Origin of the sequence: Mesorhizobium sp. M0923 (genome assembly GCF_040319365.1) — a bacterium.
Classification (GTDB): Bacteria; Pseudomonadota; Alphaproteobacteria; order Rhizobiales; family Rhizobiaceae; genus Mesorhizobium.
This window is the reverse complement of record NZ_JAMYNW010000010.1, coordinates 218,789-238,495: the sequence shown is the minus strand read 5'-3', so window position 1 is coordinate 238,495 and position 19,707 is coordinate 218,789. Positions and strand designations below refer to the sequence as shown.

Here is a 19,707-nt window from a genome sequence, read left to right as displayed (position 1 = left end):
TGCAGAATGCCAGAGACACCGTCTCGCATACCAGCGTGGTGCAGACGTTCGGATCGGATGTCACGCCACCTTGGGGTGCCACCGGCCCACGCCCTTGCCCCTGAATGCAGAATGCCAGCGACACCGTCTGACATACAAGCGTGGTGCAGACGTTCGGATCGGATGTCACGCCACCTTGGGGTGCCACCGGCCCACGCCCTTGGCCCTGGATGCAGAATGCCAGAGACACCGTCTCGCATACCAGCGTGGTGCAGACGTTCGGATCGGATGTCACGCCACCTTGGGGTGCCACCGGCCCACGCCCTTGCCCCTGGATGCAGAATGCCAGCGACACCGTCTGACATACGAGCGTGGTGCAGACGTTCGGATCGGATGTCACGCCCCCTTGGGGTGCAGCCGGCCCACGCCCTTGCCCCTGGATGCAGAATGCCAGCGACACCGTCTGACATACCAGCGTGGTGCAGACGTTCGGATCGGATGTCACGCCACCTTGGGGTGCCACCGGCCCGCGCATTTGCGATTGCCCAAGGTAACTTGAAGCAATAACGCCGGAAAGATAGTCTGATTCAACGCTTCGTGTAGTTACCGAAACGGACTTGGTGCGCACACCTGAGCGGATATAAACGATACTCTTGCCCATTGGGTCGTCATCAAGCGGCTTTGTTCTACTGACAATCGCGTCATCGGGTATTTCAACGTAGCTTGAAAACGACAAGTCGCTATATATTCTCGCATAACCTTTTGCCTTGGCAGGGCCAATGTACCCTGCTAGCTGTACAAGGCCTGCCATATCATCAATGTCGCCAAGCCGTTCTATTAGGTTATCCGGAGTTAAATCAATGCCTTTTGGTGCCGGATTATTCGGTCCATGCTCCTGATTGGGTTCTCGAGCCACGTTTTCCTCCCTTGATTTCCACTGCCTAACGCATCTGGACAATCGACTGCTAATATTCCAGAAAAATACACAGCAAACAAGACTTCATATCAATCATTTTTCTTGCGAGTAGGTAGCCTAATGATATTAATAGCAACAAATAACACCAAACCAAGCAACACAGCTCAGTTATGTCTATGAGTTGTTATGTGAGTTCCTCTTCATGAGACTGATTGTCATATGCATATACCCTTCGCATGGTTTTGTTGCTTTTGATAAACGGCAATTGCCTCCCCCGCCGAACCAGCAACGAATGCCCAATCCTAAGTATCTTCCGAACACTTGCCAGTGCCGCCTCATTCACCTCGATATACGCGACAATATACCACTCGCCGTTTTCTTCCCTGGCCATCCCCATCGGCTCGGCACGCCACTTCAGGGCGCCGTGGTGCGGCATGAAGTACGTCTCCTGGATGCCGCCGACGGCGCTGAGGCCCTCGTCGAGCGCGTATTCCATCACCGCGCAGCACAGCTGCGTCAGCGTGCCCCTCAGTCCAGCAGTGCGTTTGTCGGGAACGACGAATGTGCGCGTCCATTCGGCCCAGTCGGGACGTCTGGGGACGCCCGATTTTTCGCACATGTGAGAAAAAACCTCCGAGACCATGTGCGGCTCGCTCGTTGGGATCAATCGAGCCGAAGTCACTACGCGATCGTCTTCAATGCCCAGCAGGTATGTCGCCGCGCCTGTATCGAATTGATCCAGTTCGCGACCATCCGGGCTCGGAGGGCGCCAATGTTTCTGGTGCACGAAGAAGTCGTGCCGGCGGCGCAGAAACTCGTCGAATTCGTTTTCGTAGAGATGCTTGTTATGCGCATTGACTACGTGGGCCGTTATCATGGCGCGATCCCCCGATCGTTCTCAAAGGGATACTCGCAGTCGCGCTAATATACGTCACCTGTCCGATGGGACAGTTGACGCGTTTAGGGATGGATCAGACGCCGGCGCACAGCCTCAACGACCGCTTGCGTGGTCGTTGCGACGCCAAAAGCCTCGCGAGCGCGCGTTGAGTGCCATTTGACCGTACGCTCGGTCAGGCCGAGAATCTGTGAGGTTTCCGATGAGGTCTTGCCGGCCGCAGCCCACAAGAGCACCTCTTTTTCGCGATCGGTCAGCACGCCCTCATGGTCATCATCGTCATTGGCCAAGGCCTGGATCGACATGCCCGCATAGACCGCCATGGTCACCAGTTGCACTTGATGGCGCGGCGACAGGGCGCAGGCCTTCGCGGAAGAGGCAAACGACAGCACGGATTGCCAGTGATGAACGCTGAGCATCGGCACAGCGAAGCCGCTACAGATGCCGAACTCCGTCGCCTCGCCGGCGACGCGTCGCGAGCCCTCCGTATCCGACCACTTTGCCGGGACTTCGGACCACAGGAACGGCTTTAAAGTCTTTGCCGAATAGATGCAGACACCATCAGCCGCGGCATGCTCGGCCTCGACATAGCGCTCGAACCAGCCGGCCGGCCAGCCATTCAGTTCGACCATCGGTGCAAGCTTCTGGCCACCGAGCGGCACGCCGCTCAGGATCAGGTGCTCGAAGCCGAGATTTCGCACGGTTTCGAGCAAGTCGCCCAGCAGCGGCCCGGTGGCTGTGTGTTTCCTGCAGCGTTCGACAAAGTCGAACACGTCTGAATCGATCATGACAGAGACCCCCGTCTCCACGCCGAAAACAAAGCTTACATTAAATTAGCAACTTCGAATACTCCCAATAAGTGTGTCCGCCATGCAGGACGCGTGGACCAAAATCAGCTAAATCAGCCGGATTGTGATCGCCAACACAGGACCAGAAAGCATGACGCCATCATTGCCGAAACGAAACGAGCCGTTCCGGGCTGGCGAAACCGCGCTGCTGCTGGTCGACATGCAGCGGGTCTGGCTGGAGCCGGGTGCTGATCCGGCGCATCCGGAGCGCGGTCCCGACCACTATTTCTACCGGCAGACCGCGTCGCAAACGATCCCCAACCAGGAGCGCCTGCTGGCGGCGGCGCGGGCCAACGGCGTCGAGGTGATCCACACCATCATCCAAAGCCTGACCGAGGACGGCCGCGACTGCTCGCTCGACCACAAGCTGACGCCGATACACATTGCGCCGAGCCGGCCGGAAGGCCTGCCGGTGCCGTCGCTGGCGCCGGTCGGCGACGAGATCATGCTGCCGAAGACGTCGTCGGGCGTCTTCAACTCGACCAACATCGACTATGTCCTGAAAAACCTCGGCGTGCGTTACCTGATCGTCGCCGGCATTATGACCGACCAGTGCGTCGACATGGCGGTGCGCGATGCCGCCGATCGCGGCTACCTCGTCACCTGCGTATCGGACGCTTGCGCCGCCGCCTCGCAGGAGCGCCATGATGGCGCGCTCGAGGCGTTCGGCGGCTATTGCTGGATCGCCGACACCGCCATCATTACTGCCCGTTTCGAAGCCTTGGGAAAAGCTACATGACTTCGACCGTCGAACCGCTCGTTGCCGTCGTCACCACCGACCTTTCGGCGATCACGCGCGGCCGCTCCGTCGTCGAAAGCAAGCTGCAGAAGATCGCCGCGACCGGCGTCGGCTGGCTGCAGGCCAATCTGTCGCTGACGCCGTTCAATTCCATCGTCGATCCCAATCCCTGGGGCTCGTCCGGCGACGTGCGTCTCGTTCCCGATCTCAACGCGCGGTTTCGCACGGCGCTGACCGGATCGCCGACACCGTTCGACATGGTCGCCGGCAACATCGTCGAACTGGACGGCAGCCCGTGGCTCGGCTGCACGCGGACCATGCTGAGCGATGCGCTGGCGGAGTTGAAGGCGGCGACCGGGCTTTCCGTCATCGCCGCGTTCGAGCATGAATTCCATATCGAAGGCGACTTTGGGCCGGCTCATTCGATGTCGTTGGCCGCATTGCGCCGCGCCGATCCGTTTGCCGTCAATCTGATGGCGGCGCTGGCGGAAGCCGGCGTCGCACCGGAAGTAGTGATCGCCGAATTCGGCACCGACCAATTCGAGGTGACATGCGAGCCAGCCGATGCGCTCGCCGCGGCCGATCGTGCCGTCGCCATCCGCGAGATCGCGCGCGAAGTCGCGCGATGTGCCGGCTGGCGGACGAGCTTCGCGCCCAAGATCGCGCCGGATGCCGTCGGCAACGGCGTCCATATCCATTTCAGCTTCGTCGACGCGGCCGGCAAGCCGGCGACCTACGATCCGGCACAGCCGGGCGGGCTTCCAGCCCGGCCGCTTCGTTCTGCGCCGGCGTCCTGCGCCATCTGCCCGCGATCACCGCCATGACGGCGGCGAGTGTGTCGTCCTACTACCGGCTGAAGCCGCACAGCTGGAGCTCGTCCTACACCTGGCTTGCCGATCGCGACCGCGAGGCTAGCCTGCGCATCTGCCCGACGGTGACCATCGGCGGGCGCGATCCGGCGCGGCAGTACAACATCGAATACCGGGCCGCCGACGCCACCGGCAATCCCTATCTGTCGCTGGCGGCGATCGTGCGCGCCGGGCTGGAGGGGCTGAAAGCCAAGCTGCCGGCACCGCCGCTGGTCGCCGGCGACCCGACGCAGATGAGCGCCGCCGAACGCAAGAAGCTTGGCCTCGTACGGCTGCCGGAAACGCTGCCGGCGGCACTCGACGCGCTCGTTGCCGACAAGACCGTGACAGGATGGTTCGCGCCGGTGTTCGTCGAGACTTTTGTCGGCCTCAAGCGGCATGAGACCGAGCGCCTTGCCGGGCTTGATCCAGTGGCTGTCTGCGACCTCTACCGGACGCTCTATTGATGGCTGAGCCGGTTGCCAACGCCATCCTACCGGAAGGTTGGCCACCCGCGGTCGAAGCAATCAACGAAACGGGGCGTTCCGATATCGTTCTGATATGCGAGCACGCGTCCAATCACATCCCGGCCGAGTATGCGCGGCTCGGTCTCGACAGCAGCCATTTGCAGCGCCATATCGCCTGGGACATCGGCGCCGCCGAAGTGACCCGCGCTCTGTCGAAGCTGCTCGATGCTCCGGCTTTCCTCAGCTCCTATTCGCGGCTTTTGATCGATCTCAACCGGCCGCTGGGTTCCAGCGGCAGCATTCCGGTGCTGTCGGAGGACACCGGCATTCCCGGCAATGTCGGCCTCGATCTGGGGGAACGAAGCCGGCGTGCCGAAATCATGTTCGCGCCGTTTCATGACCGCGTCGCCGCCCATCTCGACGGCCGGGCGAAGCAGGGCAGACCGACGCGGATCGCGACGATCCACTCCTTCACGCCGGTCTTTCTCGGCATTGCGCGGCCCTGGCACGCCGGCGTGCTTTACGACCTGGCAATCGAGTTCGGCCAGGCAGTGCTTGCCGGCCTGGGCGCCGGCATCGGGCTCAACGTCGCGGCAAACGAGCCTTACGTGATCAGCCGCGAGGGCGACTACGCCATACCGGTCCATGGCGACGATCGCGGCATTCCAGCCGTCCTCGTCGAGATCAGGCAGGACCTGCTGGCGGGCCGCTCCGGCATCGAGGAATGGGCGCACCGCCTGGCAGCAGCGTTGCCGGCACAGACAAAGGCGTTGTGACCGAGCTCGGCTGCTCGGCCGCAACGCAAGATGCCAGCCGGTGAAAAGCCTCCACCGTCCTCAGGAGAAGATTTGCGACAGTTCTTCGACGCTGGTGCCTTCCTTGACCTGCCGCAGCTCGACATAGCTGACCGCCGTGGCGACCGACAGCACCATCGACAGCACGGTCGACACCAAGGCTGCCGCCACATCGGCAATGATCCCGCCAAACATGACGATGACTGCCAGCATCACCCACTGGATGACCATCGCGATGACCATCAGGATCAGGAAAAGGCCAAATAGCGGCCAGCGGTTGCCCTTGGTCAGGACACGGCTGCGCGACATCGAACCGAACACGCCAAGCCGCTCCTGGATCAGAACCGGCACCGCCACGCACCATCCGAGCCACAAGATGATGCCGGGAACCAGCAAAGCTATCGACGCCAGGCCCGCACCCAGGCCGACGAGCAGGCCAATACCAAGGGTCGGCAGCAAATTGCGGATGGCTATCTGAATGCAGTCGCCAAAGGTCGGCCGCTTGCCGTTCAAGTCCTCGATCGTTGCCCGCACCAGCGCCGACTGGAGCAGCAGCGCGAAAACGAAGGATAGCAATCCCGCAATAACCGTAATCCATGAATTCTGAAACATCATCGAGGGATCGGCCGCGGCGCCGGGGTCGCCCTGCAGAACCGCATCTAGTTGCGGTTGGCTCCACAGCCGAAGAATAATCGCCGGCAAGCCTGAAAACAGCAGCGCGAGCCCAAGGCATAAGCCGATGTTGCGGCCGATCACGGCGAAGCTGTTGTTGAACACTCTGCCGATCTCGAATTTCTCAGGCCGTTCCAGTGTCGTTGAAGCCATGATTCCCCCCGTGTTTCGCCGTAACAGTATCACGGCGCCCTAATAGCAATTCTGCCAAGATTAACCGTGGGCGTCCAGCCCACTTGCAATTCTTGTGCTGCATTGTCAGTGTCGGCTGGGAACTGCAGGTTGCAGGGGAGCGGGTGACGGTGGCACAGCCAGGCACAGCGGAAGCCGAATGGCTGACCAATCTGCACAAGCAGCTGATCGCCGATGAGTCGATCCAGTTCGACCTGCCGGCCTATGTGCCGCCCCAGCCGCCCGACTGGCTGAAGCCGCTGCTCGATCTTTTGTCATCGCTCGGTCCCTACATGATCTATCTGTTCTGGGGGGCGGTGATATCGGGCGCCGCAATCATCCTGCTTTTGGTCTTCCTCGAGGTGAAAGGCATCGCCTGGCACCTGCCGTGGCAGCGCGCGCGGCCCGAGGCCGAGGCCGAAGAGACCTGGCGTCCCGACGCGGGCGCCGCGCAGATCCTGCTGTCGGAAGCGGATGCGCTGGCCGCACGCGGCGACTATGACGAGGCGGTTCACTTGCTGCTTCGGCGCAGCGTCGCCGATATTGCCAGCCGGCTGCCGGACTTCCTGCGCCCGTCGCTCACCGCGCGCGACATCGCCAATGCTCCTTCCCTGCCGGGAAGGGCACGCCATGCGTTTACCGAGATCGCCCGCATTGTCGAGACGGCGCTGTTCGCGCGCCGGCCGGTCGGCGCGGAAGGCTGGCGGCAAGCACGCGGCGCCTATGAACGTTTCGCCTTCCGGGATGCCTGGACGTGAGCGCACCGGCGGTCGAGGCGCAGGAGCCGTTCAATCGAAAGACACTGTTTTGGGGGATTTTCGCCAGCCTGCTTGCGGCAGCCGGTTTCTTCCTGCTGTCCACCTATGCTCCCGATTTCCGGCAACCCGGCAATGGCGGCGCCACGCCGTTGTCGAAAAGCGGCGTCGGCTACGCCGGCCTGGCGGAATGGCTGAAGCTGACCGGCGAACCGCCCTTCATGGCGCGGACCGAGGACGATCTCGGCACCGACATGCTGCTGATCGTCACCATTTCGCTCGACAGCGATCCGGAGGCTCTCGACCACATCCTCGACCTTCGTCAGGACCAGAACACGCTCTTCGTGCTGCCCAAATGGCAGATCCTGCCGCTGCAGGAGCATGAAGGCTGGAACATGAAATTCGGGCGATTGCCTGGTTCGGTGGTGAACGAATGGCTTGGCCGGATCGCCGATGCAAAGATCGGTGCTGGCCAGAGTACGCCAAAGCAACTCGACATCGAGGGCCAGCTCGTCAACACCCCGGACGAATTGCAGTGGGTAGCGGACGAACACCCGGTCATTGCAGCCGGCAAAGGCCAGGCCGTCCTGACGCAAGTGGAGAACAAGCCGTTCTATATCCTGACCGACCCCGACCTGATCAACAACGCCGCCCTCAAGGATCCCGACAAGGCGGCAGCGGCGCTCGGGCTGATCGCCTTGCTCCAGCCGGACGACGGGCCGGTGATGTTCGATCTGACGCTGCACGGCGCGGGGCGGAAGTATGATCTGGCCAAGCTTCTGGTCGAGCCGCCCTTCCTGGCGCTGACACTGACGATCCTGGTCGCTGCGGCGCTGGCGTTCCTGCATGGCCTCGGCCGATTCGGCCCGCCGCGTGCCGACCAGCGTGCAATTGCTTTCGGCAAGCGTGCGCTGGTCGATACGACGGCGATGCTCATGCGGCGTGCCGGCCGGCTGGACGAGCTGGGAAGCCGCTATGCGGCCTTGATGCGGGTGCGCGCCGGCGCGCTGCTCGGGGCACCGCAAGGGTTGCAAGGCACAGCGCTCGACCACTGGCTCGACTCTCGCGATAAGGAGCAAGCTGGCGGCTTCACGATGCGCTCGCAAGCCGCCGGCGAGGCCAAGAACTTGGCGCAGATGCAACAGGCAGCTGAGCGGCTGCACGACTGGACAGCAAGGAGGCTCGGTGAACGTCGATGATGTGAAGGCCCTGGCGACACGGATCAGGGAAGAAGTGGCCAAGGCGATTAGCGGGCAGCACGATACGGTCGACCTGATGCTGACCGCCTTGTTTGCAGGCGGGCATATCCTGCTCGAAGGCCCTCCCGGCACGGCCAAGACAATGACCGCGCGCTGCTTCGCCCAAGCGCTTGGGGTCGCCTACGGGCGGATCCAGTTCACACCGGACCTGATGCCCGGCGACATCGTCGGGTCGAACATCTACAACTTCCAGACCGGGCAGTTCACGCTGACGCGCGGCCCGATCTTCTGCGATCTCCTGCTTGCCGACGAAATCAACCGCACGCCACCCAAGACGCAAGCCGCACTGCTCGAGGCGATGCAGGAACATGCGGTCACGTTCGACGGCACCACGCATTCGCTCGGCCGCAACTTCATGGTCGTCGCGACCCAGAATCCGATCGAGCACCAGGGCGTCTACCCCCTGCCCGAGGCGCAGCTCGACCGCTTCCTGTTCAAGCACCGCGTCAGCTATCCCGGCCCCGAGGAAGAACGAGCCATCATCGTCCATCACGGCGGCGGCTCCGCCTCGCACGACATCGCGCAATATGGCATCGAGGCGCAGACGGACCGCGAGACGCTGCAGGAGGCACTTGCAACCGTCGGCTCCGTCACCCTCGTCGACGATGTCGTCGGCTATATAGCGGCGCTGGTTCGGGCTACGCGCGAAAATGCCGATCTGGAAGTGGGGGCCAGCCCGCGCGCGGGCGCCATGCTGGCGCGGGCGGCTCGTGCCCGGGCGGCGCTGGACGGACGCGCCTATGTGATCCCCGACGACGTCAAGGCGCTGGCGATACCGGCGCTGCGCCACCGCGTCATCCTTTCGCCTGCCGCCCAGATCGATGGCCGCCTGGTCGAGCAGATCGTCTCCGACCTGGTCGACCAGACGGAAGCACCACGTTGATCTATCCCAGCGGCCGAGCGGTGTGGGCAGCAGCGGCCGGCGCGGTGCCGGCCTTCCTGGTCGCGCTGGCGCTGCCGTCATTCTGGTATCTGGGATTGCTGTGGAGTTGCCTGCTGCTTGCCTTCCTGGCGGTGGATGCCGCGGCCGGACGCGGACGGGCATCGCTGAATGCCAGCATCGATGCGCCGCAGCAGGTCGGTGTCGGCGGCGAGTTCAGCGTGCAAATTGCAGCCCGTCATTCGGGCCGGCCGCGCGCCGCGGAGGCTCGCGTCGGCCACGATGCGCGGCTGGCGCCGGTGGACGGCAGCGGTGGGACTTTGCGGCCGACGGCCGGAGGCGGGTCGCTCGACCTTCGCTTCCAGGCGCTGCGACGCGGCGTCGCCAGCTTCGACCGTCTCTGGGTGCGCTGGCGCGGGCCGTTCGGGCTGGTCTGGAACCAGGTGATGCTGCCGGTGGAAAGCAAGGTTGCGGTGCTGCCCGACGTCAGCAGCGCCCGCGGCGAGGCGCTCACGCTGCTGCAGCGTGCGACCCTCGCTGAAGGCCATGCGCAGCGCCGCGCCGGCCAAGGCCGCGAGTTCGACGCGCTCAAGGATTACCAGCCGGGCATGGGCCGGCGCATGATCGACTGGAAGCGCAGCGCCCGCCACGGCAAGCTTTTGGCGCGCGAGTTCCGCATCGAGGAGAACAACAATATCGTGCTGGCCATCGATAGCGGACGCCTGATGTGCGAGCCGGTCGACGGTGTGCCGAAGGTGGATCGGGCGGTGACGGCCGCCCTGCTCTCGGCATTCATCGCGCTGAAGGGCGGCGACATGGTCAGCCTGTTCGGCTTCGATGCAAGGCCGCGCGTTTCGAGCGGCGCGGTACGCGGCCCCGCCAGCTTTGCGATGATCCAGAAACGGGCCGCCGAGATCGACTATTCCAGCGAGGAGACAAACTTCACCTTGGCGCTGACGACGCTGGCGGCGCGGCTCGACCGCCGTTCGCTGGTCATCATCTTCACCGATTTCGTCGATCCGATCAGTGCCGAATTGATGCTGCGCACCGTGGGCCGGCTCACCGAACGGCATCTGGTGCTGTTCATGCTGATGAAGGATACCGAACTGGAGGGCCTGGCCGACATGCCGCCACGCTCCGGCGAGGACGTTGCCCGCGCGGTCGTTGCCGGAGGGCTCTTGCGCGAAAGGCAGGTCGTCATCGGCCGGCTGCGGCTGCTCGGGGCGCATGTCATCGAAGCCAACCACAACCGGCTGGGTCCCGCGCTGGTCGAGCGTTATCTGCAGTTCAAGCAGGAGGATCTGTTGTGACGGCGCCAGTACCCGGCAGTGCGGTACGTGGCGACGCGGTACGCCAGTCGTTGGCCAGCTTTCGCCGCGAGCGCGAGGCCGACTGGAAAGCATTCGAGGCACTGCTGGCGCGTGTCGAGAAGCGTGCGCCGCGCACGCTTTCCGAAGAGGAGCTGCTGTCGCTGCCCCTACTCTATCGATCGGCGCTGTCTTCCCTTTCGGTGGCGCGGGCGACCTCGCTCGACAACGCGCTGGTCGCCTATCTCGAAGCGCTGTCGCTGCGCGGTTATTTCTATCTCTACGGCGCACGTCGCGGGCTGCGGCAGCGCCTCGCCGATTTCTTCCTGCACGACTGGCCCGAAGCCATTCGCGATCTGTGGCGCGAGACATTGGTTTCGGTCGCGCTGATGGTGATCGGCATTGGTGCAGGCGCCTGGCTGGTGGCATCCGACAAGAGCTGGTTCGACGCGATCATCCCGTCCAGCCTGGCAGGGGGCCGCGGTCCAGATGCCTCGGCCGAACTGCTGCGCAGCATGCTTTATGATGGCGACAATGGCTTTCTCTCAGGCTTTGCCGCCTATCTGTTCACGCACAACGTCCAGGTCGCAATCCTGGCCTTCGCCCTTGGCTTTGCCTTCGCCGTGCCGACGGTGCTGCTGATGCTGTTCAACGGCTGCATGATCGGTGCGTTGTTCCAAGTCTATTGGTCCAAGGGACTTGGCATGGAGCTCGGCGGCTGGCTGGCCATCCACGGCACCACCGAATTGTTCGCAATCGCTTTGGCCGGCGCGGCCGGCATGCGCATCGGCACCAGCATCGCCTTTCCCGGCGAATTGACACGCATGGCGGCAGCGGCTCGTGCCGGACGCATCGCCGCGAATGCTATGGTCGGGGTCTCGGTCATGCTGCTGTTTGCCGGGCTGCTCGAGGGCATTGGCAGGCAGACCATCACCAGCGACGTCACGCGCTACGCCATTGGCGGTGGCATGCTGGCGCTGTGGATCGGTTACTTCTACCTGTTCCGGATGGTGCGGCATGGCGATCGGTAGGCGCGCCGCCTTCGCGGCTATACGGCCGCTGATCACGCCCGAGGGCGTCGATCTTCGGATAAGGCTGGCCGACGCCGGCACGCGGGCCTCCGCCTTCCTCCTCGACATCGTGTTCATCGCGGTGGCTGCAATCGTGATCACGATCGTCGCACTGTTCGGGGCGGGAGGCCTTGGCAGCGAGGGCTTTCAGCCGCTCTTCGTCGTCTGGATCATCCTGATCTTCTTTCTGCGCAACGCCTATTTCATCGTCTTCGAAGCGGGCCGGCGCGCGGCTACGCCCGGCAAGCGGATCGTCGGCATCCGGGTCGCATCGCGCAGCGGAGACGGCCTGTCGATCGACCAGGTCATCGCCCGCAACCTGATGCGCGAGATCGAAGTGTTCCTGCCGCTGTCGATCATCGTCGGACGCAGCGGCACCGACCTTGCCGACACGCTGACGACGGTGTTCGGACTGGTGTGGACGCTGCTGTTTGCGTTGTTCCCGCTCTTCAATCGAGACCGCATGCGGATCGGCGACCTGTTGGCGGGGACCTGGGTGGTCGAGGCACCGAAGCGCGCCTTGCTGGAAGATCTGTCGGCCCGGCAGGATGCAGGCACTGGTGCGTTCCGATTCAGCCACGCCCAGCTCGACGCGTACGGAATTGCCGAACTCCACAAGCTGGAGGAAGTGCTGCGCCGCGACGACTATTTCGCGTTGCGGACGGTGGCCGAAACGATCGGACGCAAGATCGGCGCAGCACCACAAGCCCATGACGCACGCGCGTTCCTGACGGCGTATTACGGAGAGCTGCGGGCGCATCTCGAACGCAAGCTGCTGCTGGGCAACCGCAGGGCCGACAAGCATCAGCGTTAGACTCAGGAGTGGAAATGCACGAAAAGCGTGCGCAGCAGCCCATTGCCACCGAAGATTGACGCTTGACCGGTGCCATCTTCTCCCGCAAATTCAGTCTCGCGGGGTTGAAATGCCTATCCGTCCGAGGGTGCTCGTGTTCCCTATCCTCTGGAAGTCGCAAGCGGATGTTGCAAGAAAACTCCTCGAGAGTTCCAGGTTCTACGGAAATCAAGCTGCAAGGAGACTTCCTTGGCCACTTTCGTCACTCAATCCACTTTCCAACGAGCTGGCAGCCAAATGGTGTGGTTTTGGAAACTCGGAACAGGCGAGGCCTACTGGGGGTACTCGGTACGTGCGGCGGTCGTCCTTCGCACGGCCACTTTGCGCTGGGAAAGCCTGTATACCTACATCGACGAGTCAGGCCAGACCGAGGTAATACAGACGAACGTATCAGACGATATGCAAATAAGATTCGCGGCGATAAGTTCTCCCTGAGGAGCCAAGCCATGCCAATAGCGCTTCACGCGGTATACGATTCCCGAGGCGTCATCATTGCCGCCTCACGAGTCGATTCTGACGATGACAAGTCGGCCCCGGCGCCAATCCCACAGCCCGGCGAGGGCAATTACTACGCGCTAATCCCGCTTGACGAGGCCCACGTCAAAATGCCGCTGGATCAGCTGTGCACAACGACTCGGGTCGACTTGCGACAGAAGCGGCTGATTGCCGAGGACCTTCACTCTCGAGCGTAAGTGTTCCTCGCCACCCTGCCCTATCCCACCCACTTCTCGTAGTCGGACACCAACAGGTGCAGCGGTGCTGTGTCCTCGTCGATGTCTGCGAAGCGGCCGATTGGTTCGCGAAAGACATTGTCGGTGAGATCGTCGTTGACCGTCGAAACCTCGCCGATCAGCACGTCCTTGCCTTCCGCCCAGAAGGCGTGCCAGACGCCCGGCAGCAGCGTCACGCTCTGGCCTGGGTCGAGCTTCAGCAGCCCACCCGCAGGCAGCCTGTGGATGGTTCCGTCGACAGGCACCGATACTTCGGCCTTCGGATCGATGCCGCCATCGCGATCATGCATGAACAGCTCTAGCACCAGCTTGCCGCCACCACGGTTGATGATGTCCTCGGCCTTGATGTTGTGGCGGTGCATCGGCGACAGCTGGTCCTTGCGCGAGATCATGATCTTCTCGGCATAGAGCATGCCCATGCCCTTCTTCATGTCCTCGTAGCGGCCGTTGCGGACGGTGAACAGGAACAGGCCGAGCTCGTCGAACTTCTCCTGGCCATAATCGGTGATGTCCCAGCCGAGCCGGGAGGAGAAGATCGCCGACGAATCCTGCCGGCGCGCCTTCATCTCTTCGGGGCTCCAGTAGGCGAAGGGCGGCATGATGTAGCCGAACGAGCGGATGAAGGCGTCGGCGTCGCGGATGATGTCGTTGATGGCGGAGCGTTTCATGATCGTGGTTCCTTCCCGTCGCTTTGCGAGCGCTAACGCAATAGCCGAACGTCAATTCGGTGTCGATGCAAACTGCTGTCGCTGGCCCCATGACATGCGGTCCGATCAGGGCCATAAGGTCAACCAATTTTCCGATGGTGAGACCATGCGCAGCATAGACGACCTCGATACGCCGGCGATCCTGATCGATGCCGGCCGCGCCGAAGCCAACATCGCGCGGGCGCAGGCCCATGCCGACCGGCACGGGCTGAAACTCCGGCCGCACATCAAGACCCACAAACTGCCCTACTGGGCAAAAAAGCAGATCGCGGCCGGCGCCGTCGGCATCACTTGCCAGAAGATCGGCGAGGCCGAAATCATGGCCGACGCCGGCCTGACCGACATCTTTCTGCCCTACAATATCCTCGGGCAGGCGAAGCTGGAGCGCCTCAAGGCGCTGCACGGCCGCGTAACACTGTCGGTGACAACGGACAGCATGGACACGCTGATGGGACTTGCCGCCACCTTTACCGATCCCGGCCACCGCCTGCCGGTGCTGGTCGAATGCGACACCGGCATGGGCCGCTGCGGTGTGCAGTCGGCCGGCGAGGCAGTCGCGCTGGCGAGCGAGATCGACAAGGTCCGGGGGCTCGTCTTCGGCGGCTTGATGACCTACCCGGGGGCGGGCCGCGCCGCAGAGACCGAGGCGTGGCTCGCCGATGCGCAGCAAGCACTTGCCGCATCCGGCCTTGCCTGCGAGCGTATCTCCAGCGGCTGCACGCCCGACATGTGGCGCTCGGGCGAGCATTCCGTCGTTACCGAATACCGGCCTGGCACCTACATCTATCTCGACCGCTACCAGGTCGCCAAAGGCGTCGGCAGCCTCGACGATTGCGCGCTGACGGTGCTGTCGACGGTGGTCAGCCGTCCAACGCCGACACGCGCCATCCTCGACGCCGGCAGCAAGGCGCTGTCCAGCGACACGCTGGGGCTCGCCGATTTCGGCGAGCTGCTGGGCATTTCAGGCGCAAGGGTGACCAGCCTCAGCGAAGAGCACGGCAATGTCACGCTTTCGGGCGGCGCCGAGCTTGGCATCGGCGAGCGCGTGCGCGTCGTGCCCGACCATTGCTGCGTCGTCACCAATCTGTTCGACGAGGTGCATCTGATTGAAGGCGAGAAAGTGATCGAGACGCTGCCGGTCAAGGCGCGCGGGCGTATGGGGTGAACCAGCCCGGAGCGCGTGCGGAGGCTTTAATGTATAGAATTTTCCGGACGCCGGAGGGACAGCACCCCCTCTGTCCTGCCGGACATCTCCCCCGCAAGGGGGGAGATTGGCAGCTCCGCCGCCCGCACCCACTTTGATACGTTGGTAATTGGCGAAAGCAGAAGCAACATCCGATCTCCCCCCTTGCGGGGGAGATGTCCGGCAGGACAGAGGGGGGTGGGAAGAAACTCGACGGATAAGATCAGCCGGGTTGCCGTTCAGCTTGCCTTGCCGCGACGCGGCGCATCGAAATGACACGGCGGCGGCGGATCTCGGTGCGCATTGCCATCAGATGCAGCGCGAAGAACAGCACGGTGAAGCCGAGTGCCATCACCAGCAAGGGCCACAACAGGCTTGGATCGATGGTCGGCCCGCCAAGCCGGAACACCGAAGCCGGCTGATGCAGCGTGTTCCACCAGTCGACCGAGAATTTGATGATCGGGATGTTGATGAAGCCTACCAGCGTTATGATGGCCGCGGCCCAGGCGGCGCGCCCGGCATCGTCGAGCGCGCGGGTCAGCGCGATGATGCCGAGATACATCAGGAACAGGATGAAGACCGAGGTCAGCCGCGCGTCCCACACCCACCAGGTGCCCCACATCGGCTTGCCCCAGATTGAACCGGTGATCAGCGCAAGGGCGGTGAAGACGGCACCGATGGGCGCCGCCGATTTCAGCGCCACGTCGGCCAGCGGATGGCGCCAGACCAGCGTGCCCAACGCCGAGATCGCCATCAGCGTGTAGCACATCATGGCAAGCCAGGCGAAAGGCACGTGGATATACATGATGCGCACGGTGATGCCTTGCTGGAAATCCTCAGGCGCCGTGAAGCTCATATAGAGACCGACAGCGAGGATGATGGCGGCCACGCTCGCCAACCACGGCACGACCTTGTCGACCAGCCCGACGAACCGCGTCGGGTTGGCAAGGTCCATCCAGCCGGAGAGGCGTGAAGTCGTGTCGCTCATGCGGCTTTACATAGACCGCCGGCGGAGTTGCGGCAACCACGGCGCCGGCGGTCTCTCCTTCTCCCCTTTGTGGGAGAAGGTGGATCGGCGCGTGGCTCCGAGCCGGATGACGGCTCATGTCGAGCCTGAATCAGAACTCATCGCAATATGAAAGCCGCCAGTCGGTAAGCAACCCGATCGGGGCGTTTGATCGCGCCGAAGTTGACGCCAAAAGCGGTCAAGCTGGAAGCGTCGAGCATTGGTCAAACGCTCGGCGGCAGACTTCAAACCTGCTGTCGGCAGTTGGTTGATGGGGCGTTGATCGCAAATTGCGAGGCGAAAGCCCGGATATAGGCGGGCCGTGCTTCCCCGCGCGCAACATAGGCAGCCACGTTTTGATATTCGTCCAAAATGCCTGACATTCTTAGTCGCAGCAGCACCGATACCATCAATAGATCGCCCGCGCTGAACGCATCATCGAGCCAGTCGGCGACGCCTAAGTGAGCCGAGAGTTTGTCCAGCCGAGCGCGAACACGGTCCTTTACCAACGGCAAGCGCTCCTCGCTCCAAGGCTTGTCACTTTCGAATATTCTTGCCGTCGTTAATTCCAGGATCGGCGGCTCGACGGTGTTAAGTGCGGCAAACATCCACGTGATCGCGCGTGCGCGGGCATCGCGATCCTTCGGGAGCAGGCCCGCATGCTGCTCGGCAAGAAGAAAGACGATCGAGCCGGTCTCGAACAGCGAGAGAGAACCTTCCTCATAGGTGGGGATCTGGCCGAAGGGATGGATCGCCAGATGGTCAGGCGCCTTCATCCCTGCGAAGGAAACAAGACGAACCTCATAAGGCTGACCCACTTCTTCGAGCGCCCAGCGAACGCGCGTATCGCGCGCCAGTCCCTTGCCGCCATCGGGCGATCGTTCAAATGCTGTGATAGTGATTGTCATCGCATCCGTTTCCTTGCCTGGGCGAATTTCTTCGGCTTCCTATCGTGAGACGAATGAGCCTCCCCGAAATCGACATCGGTCTTGACCTATTTCATTGCTGGGCGCCGCTCCCGATCAGAGGTCGTGATAGCGCGATGGCCAATTCGGCGAGGCTGCGCGATGGCCAACTCCGCGAGGCCGCGCGTAGGGGCTGCCTTGTTACATTGTCCGCTTTTGCGAGCTTGCGCCCTGAACGCAGACCGAGGCCCTTCCGGTCAATCCCGATTTACGGATTCACATCCTGATCTGCAGTGCGCCTACATCTCCATTTTTGGATGAAGATTTTGCGCCAAGCTGGAGTTGCGGGATCTGAACGCCGTCTGCGACACAATTATCGCCTAGGTCCGCGATGAGAGCTTGCAGCCGTGGCGGTGACGCGGTCTCCCCTTCTCCCCTGTGGGAGAAGGTGGATTGGCGCGCAGCGCCGAGACGGATGAGGGATGCTGGACGGAGTAAGGCGCTACTCGGTGCGCCGCAGTCTGGATTTTGGATGAAGGTGTGCGCCGAGTTGGAGCGCACCTCATCCGTCGCCTACGGTGACACCTTCTCCCACAACAAGGGGAGAAGGTGAACCGTGCCACTCAGGCGGCTTCGTTCACCGGATGGCTGAGGCGGCGAACCTCCTCGTCGTTGAGCAGGCCGCCAGCACGCAGCAGGCTGGCGAAGCGGCCGTTGCGCAGCGACAGTTCGGTGAACCCGCCCATCTCGACCACCCGGCCCTTGTCCATGAACACGACCAGATCGGCATCGCGAACGGTGGTCAGGCGGTGGGCGATGATGAAGGTGGTGCGGCCGCGCCGCAATTCGTCGATGGCGTCCTTGACGCGGTCTTCCGTCTCGACGTCGAGCGCGCTGGTCGCCTCGTCGAGAACCAGGATGGGCGCGTCCTTCAGCACGGCGCGGGCAATCGCGATGCGCTGGCGCTCGCCACCGGACAGCTGTCCGCCGCGTTCGCCGACGACCGTGTCGTAGCCTTCGCTCTTCGACAGGATGAAATCCTGCGCGGCGGCGGCGTTGGCAGCGGCATGGACCTCGTCATAGGTCGCCTCCGCACGGCCGACGCGGATGTTGTCCTCGATCGTGCGGTTGAGCAGGCCGGCATCCTGGAACACGGTGGCGATCGAATGGCGCAGCGACTTGCGGGTCACCGTGCGGGTGTCGATGCCATCGATCAGGATACGGCCGCCGGACGGCGTGAAGACGCGCTGCAGGAGGTTGATGAGCGTCGTCTTGCCGGCGCCCGTCGGGCCGACGATGGCGACGGTCTGGCCGGCCTGGACCTCGAACGACGCGTCGTCGACGCCCTGCCCGGAATTGCCGAACTCGAAGCAGACATTCTCGAAACGCACATGACCCGTGACGTTGACGAGGTCGCGCAGCCCGTCGGGCTCGGCGGCATCGGAAGCGGAGTCCTCGAGATGATAGAATTCCTCGAGCTTGGCGCGTGCCTCGGAAATCTGGTTGGCGAAAGCCGACATCTGGTCGAGCCGGGCAATCAGCAGCGTGGCAAAGCCGGTAAAGGCGATGACGTCGCCGATGCGCAACTGGCCGTGCGTCACCAGATAGGCGCCAATCAAGAGCACCACCATCATCGAAATCGTCGACGACAGCCGGTGCAGCGCGTTGGCCATCGCCCACCAGTCGAGCACCGGATTCTGTGCATCGAGCAGGTTCTTGACGTAGCGCTTGAGCGCCTCGGTCTCGTGGCCGATGCGGTTGTAGCTCTGCAGGACAGCGACGTTGCTGACCGAGTCGGTCACATGCGCAAACACCTTGTGGTAATGCCGCTCGACGGCCGCCTGGCCTTCCTTGGTGCGCCGCATCACCAGCCGTCCGATGCCAACATAGAGCGCGCCAAGCGCCAGCAGCACCATCGACATGCGGATATCCATGCTGAGCGCCGTGGGCACCAGCAGAACCAGCGCGACCGCGGTCGACAGATGCTGCCGCATGAATTCGAGCCAGAGGCTGAACAGGGTCTCGACCGCGCGCAGGAGCGTGTGCAGGGAATTGGAGGTGCCGCGCTGATGATGCCAGGCTAGCGGCATGGTGATAACGCGCTCGAACGACTGGCAAAGAACCTCGCTGCGCCGCTGGTGGGCAAAGCGGTCGGCGCCGCGCGCCACCAGCACGAAGGCGATGATGTTGAACGCGCCGAGGCCGGCCCACATCGCCAGCGTCGAGAATACCGAGCCGCGGTCCGAAATGGCATCGATCACCCGGCCGAACATGATCGGCTCGAGAATGGCGATAATGGCAAGCGCGACATTCGCCCCGCAGATAAACGCAACGCGTTTCCTGTCGGCAGCGAGATAACCAAGGGCTCGCCAGTAGATTTGCAGAAGTGACACTTCAGCTACTCCGCCAATTATTTATGGTGCAGTGCGTCATTTTTTGACTCGTATCGGTTGACGCGTCGCAAAACAATGCTCGTCTACCTCTTCCGTTCCCATTCCGCGAACAAAAGATGACGACGCTTCGAAATTTGCCGTGATCGTCTAACAGTTTGAGATAAAAGGTGAAATGTCAGCGTTGCGGCAAAATCATGGCAGCTGGAAAGCACTGCCACAATTTTAATCAGCAAGACCCCGGGCACGACGTCTAAAGTCGTGTGCAGGCATTCAGCAAGGTCAAACGCAAATATAACCGGTAGAGGCACTTGGAGTGCCCGTGCGTTCCC

19 protein-coding genes are annotated in these 19,707 nt (G+C 62.8%); 11 read left to right on the top strand and 8 right to left on the bottom strand.

Annotation, left to right across the window (positions count from 1 at the left end; all coding sequences use genetic code 11):
* The 3 genes from NKH89_RS19260 to NKH89_RS19250 all read right to left on the bottom strand — a co-directional run.
* The coding region (locus tag NKH89_RS19260) for a hypothetical protein (protein ID WP_352909557.1) at nucleotides 1–895 on the bottom strand (895 nt) is incomplete at its 3' end.
* A 184-nt stretch (nucleotides 896–1,079) separates the two neighbouring features.
* Entirely contained in the window at nucleotides 1,080–1,772 is a 693-nt protein-coding gene (locus tag NKH89_RS19255; protein ID WP_352909555.1) for an acyl-homoserine-lactone synthase, read from the bottom strand.
* An 83-nt stretch (nucleotides 1,773–1,855) separates the two neighbouring features.
* Nucleotides 1,856–2,578 carry a LuxR family transcriptional regulator gene (locus tag NKH89_RS19250; protein ID WP_352909553.1) on the bottom strand — a complete coding sequence of 241 codons (723 nt, stop codon included), beginning with the start codon at nucleotides 2,576–2,578 and terminating at the stop codon, nucleotides 1,856–1,858.
* 151 nt (nucleotides 2,579–2,729) lie between these two features.
* Between NKH89_RS19250 and NKH89_RS19245 the strand changes: the two genes are divergently transcribed.
* From NKH89_RS19245 to NKH89_RS19230, 4 genes are read left to right on the top strand one after another with little or no spacing between them, the layout of a single operon-like run.
* Nucleotides 2,730–3,377, top strand: a complete 648-nt coding sequence (locus tag NKH89_RS19245; RefSeq protein ID WP_352909551.1) for a cysteine hydrolase family protein — start codon at nucleotides 2,730–2,732, stop codon at nucleotides 3,375–3,377.
* Nucleotides 3,374–4,201, top strand: coding sequence for a type I glutamate--ammonia ligase (locus tag NKH89_RS19240; protein ID WP_352909549.1), 828 nt, complete (start codon nucleotides 3,374–3,376; stop codon nucleotides 4,199–4,201). The genes NKH89_RS19245 and NKH89_RS19240 overlap by 4 nt, the downstream gene beginning before the upstream one ends.
* Nucleotides 4,171–4,692: a hypothetical protein gene (locus tag NKH89_RS19235; RefSeq protein ID WP_352909567.1), complete on the top strand. Its 522-nt coding sequence runs from the start codon at nucleotides 4,171–4,173 to the stop codon at nucleotides 4,690–4,692. The genes NKH89_RS19240 and NKH89_RS19235 overlap by 31 nt, the downstream gene beginning before the upstream one ends.
* On the top strand, nucleotides 4,692–5,468 hold the full coding sequence (locus tag NKH89_RS19230; RefSeq protein WP_352909547.1) for an N-formylglutamate amidohydrolase: 777 nt from the start codon (nucleotides 4,692–4,694) through the stop codon (nucleotides 5,466–5,468). The genes NKH89_RS19235 and NKH89_RS19230 overlap by 1 nt, the downstream gene beginning before the upstream one ends.
* A 60-nt stretch (nucleotides 5,469–5,528) precedes the next feature.
* Here NKH89_RS19230 and NKH89_RS19225 read toward each other — a convergent pair whose 3' ends face one another.
* Entirely contained in the window at nucleotides 5,529–6,311 is a 783-nt protein-coding gene (locus tag NKH89_RS19225; RefSeq protein ID WP_023717223.1) for a hypothetical protein, read from the bottom strand.
* A 149-nt stretch (nucleotides 6,312–6,460) separates the two neighbouring features.
* Between NKH89_RS19225 and NKH89_RS19220 the strand changes: the two genes are divergently transcribed.
* The 6 genes from NKH89_RS19220 to NKH89_RS19195 are packed head-to-tail and all read left to right on the top strand — an operon-like array spanning nucleotide 6,461 to nucleotide 12,414.
* Nucleotides 6,461–7,087: a DUF4129 domain-containing protein gene (locus tag NKH89_RS19220; RefSeq protein WP_352495281.1), complete on the top strand. Its 627-nt coding sequence runs from the start codon at nucleotides 6,461–6,463 to the stop codon at nucleotides 7,085–7,087.
* On the top strand, nucleotides 7,084–8,283 hold the full coding sequence (locus NKH89_RS19215) for a DUF4350 domain-containing protein (protein WP_352909545.1): 1,200 nt from the start codon (nucleotides 7,084–7,086) through the stop codon (nucleotides 8,281–8,283). The genes NKH89_RS19220 and NKH89_RS19215 overlap by 4 nt, the downstream gene beginning before the upstream one ends.
* Entirely contained in the window at nucleotides 8,270–9,226 is a 957-nt protein-coding gene (locus tag NKH89_RS19210; RefSeq protein WP_352816007.1) for an AAA family ATPase, read from the top strand. The genes NKH89_RS19215 and NKH89_RS19210 overlap by 14 nt, the downstream gene beginning before the upstream one ends.
* On the top strand, nucleotides 9,223–10,533 hold the full coding sequence (locus NKH89_RS19205) for a DUF58 domain-containing protein (RefSeq protein WP_352909543.1): 1,311 nt from the start codon (nucleotides 9,223–9,225) through the stop codon (nucleotides 10,531–10,533). Before NKH89_RS19210 ends, NKH89_RS19205 begins: the two co-directional genes overlap by 4 nt.
* A complete protein-coding gene (locus NKH89_RS19200) occupies nucleotides 10,530–11,561 on the top strand; it encodes a stage II sporulation protein M (RefSeq protein WP_352789676.1) in 1,032 nt (343 codons plus the stop codon). Before NKH89_RS19205 ends, NKH89_RS19200 begins: the two co-directional genes overlap by 4 nt.
* On the top strand, nucleotides 11,548–12,414 hold the full coding sequence (locus NKH89_RS19195; RefSeq protein WP_023717217.1) for an RDD family protein: 867 nt from the start codon (nucleotides 11,548–11,550) through the stop codon (nucleotides 12,412–12,414). Before NKH89_RS19200 ends, NKH89_RS19195 begins: the two co-directional genes overlap by 14 nt.
* A gap of 751 nt (nucleotides 12,415–13,165) precedes the next feature.
* On the opposite strand, the gene NKH89_RS19190 is transcribed toward NKH89_RS19195, so the two are convergent.
* Complete coding sequence (locus tag NKH89_RS19190) at nucleotides 13,166–13,852, bottom strand: D-lyxose/D-mannose family sugar isomerase (RefSeq protein ID WP_023674428.1); 687 nt, start codon at nucleotides 13,850–13,852, stop codon at nucleotides 13,166–13,168.
* A 145-nt stretch (nucleotides 13,853–13,997) separates the two neighbouring features.
* Here NKH89_RS19190 and NKH89_RS19185 point away from each other — a divergent pair, with 145 nt between their 5' ends.
* A complete protein-coding gene (locus NKH89_RS19185) occupies nucleotides 13,998–15,056 on the top strand; it encodes a D-TA family PLP-dependent enzyme (RefSeq protein ID WP_352909541.1) in 1,059 nt (352 codons plus the stop codon).
* Between the two features lie 241 nt (nucleotides 15,057–15,297).
* Here NKH89_RS19185 and NKH89_RS19180 read toward each other — a convergent pair whose 3' ends face one another.
* The 3 genes from NKH89_RS19180 to NKH89_RS19170 all read right to left on the bottom strand — a co-directional run bounded on the left by NKH89_RS19180 (nucleotide 15,298) and on the right by NKH89_RS19170 (nucleotide 19,378).
* On the bottom strand, nucleotides 15,298–16,062 hold the full coding sequence (locus NKH89_RS19180; RefSeq protein ID WP_352909539.1) for a heme ABC transporter permease: 765 nt from the start codon (nucleotides 16,060–16,062) through the stop codon (nucleotides 15,298–15,300).
* 263 nt (nucleotides 16,063–16,325) lie between these two features.
* Complete coding sequence (locus NKH89_RS19175; RefSeq protein WP_352909538.1) at nucleotides 16,326–16,988, bottom strand: glutathione S-transferase family protein; 663 nt, start codon at nucleotides 16,986–16,988, stop codon at nucleotides 16,326–16,328.
* A gap of 620 nt (nucleotides 16,989–17,608) precedes the next feature.
* Nucleotides 17,609–19,378: a glucan ABC transporter ATP-binding protein/ permease gene (locus NKH89_RS19170; protein WP_352909536.1), complete on the bottom strand. Its 1,770-nt coding sequence runs from the start codon at nucleotides 19,376–19,378 to the stop codon at nucleotides 17,609–17,611.
* Between the last annotated feature and the right edge of the window lie 329 nt (nucleotides 19,379–19,707).

Excerpts from the sequence above, each read along its gene's own strand:
- NKH89_RS19255 (WP_352909555.1), bottom strand. The coding sequence starts at position 1,772 with ATGATAACGGCCCACGTAGTCAATGCGCATAACAAGCATCTCTACGAA.
- NKH89_RS19250 (WP_352909553.1), bottom strand. The coding sequence starts at position 2,578 with ATGATCGATTCAGACGTGTTCGACTTTGTCGAACGCTGCAGGAAACAC.
- NKH89_RS19245 (WP_352909551.1), top strand. The coding sequence starts at position 2,730 with ATGACGCCATCATTGCCGAAACGAAACGAGCCGTTCCGGGCTGGCGAA.
- NKH89_RS19240 (WP_352909549.1), top strand. The coding sequence starts at position 3,374 with ATGACTTCGACCGTCGAACCGCTCGTTGCCGTCGTCACCACCGACCTT.
- NKH89_RS19230 (WP_352909547.1), top strand. The coding sequence starts at position 4,692 with ATGGCTGAGCCGGTTGCCAACGCCATCCTACCGGAAGGTTGGCCACCC.
- NKH89_RS19225 (WP_023717223.1), bottom strand. The coding sequence starts at position 6,311 with ATGGCTTCAACGACACTGGAACGGCCTGAGAAATTCGAGATCGGCAGA.
- NKH89_RS19195 (WP_023717217.1), top strand. The coding sequence starts at position 11,548 with ATGGCGATCGGTAGGCGCGCCGCCTTCGCGGCTATACGGCCGCTGATC.
- NKH89_RS19190 (WP_023674428.1), bottom strand. The coding sequence starts at position 13,852 with ATGAAACGCTCCGCCATCAACGACATCATCCGCGACGCCGACGCCTTC.
- NKH89_RS19185 (WP_352909541.1), top strand. The coding sequence starts at position 13,998 with ATGCGCAGCATAGACGACCTCGATACGCCGGCGATCCTGATCGATGCC.
- NKH89_RS19180 (WP_352909539.1), bottom strand. The coding sequence starts at position 16,062 with ATGAGCGACACGACTTCACGCCTCTCCGGCTGGATGGACCTTGCCAAC.
- NKH89_RS19175 (WP_352909538.1), bottom strand. The coding sequence starts at position 16,988 with ATGACAATCACTATCACAGCATTTGAACGATCGCCCGATGGCGGCAAG.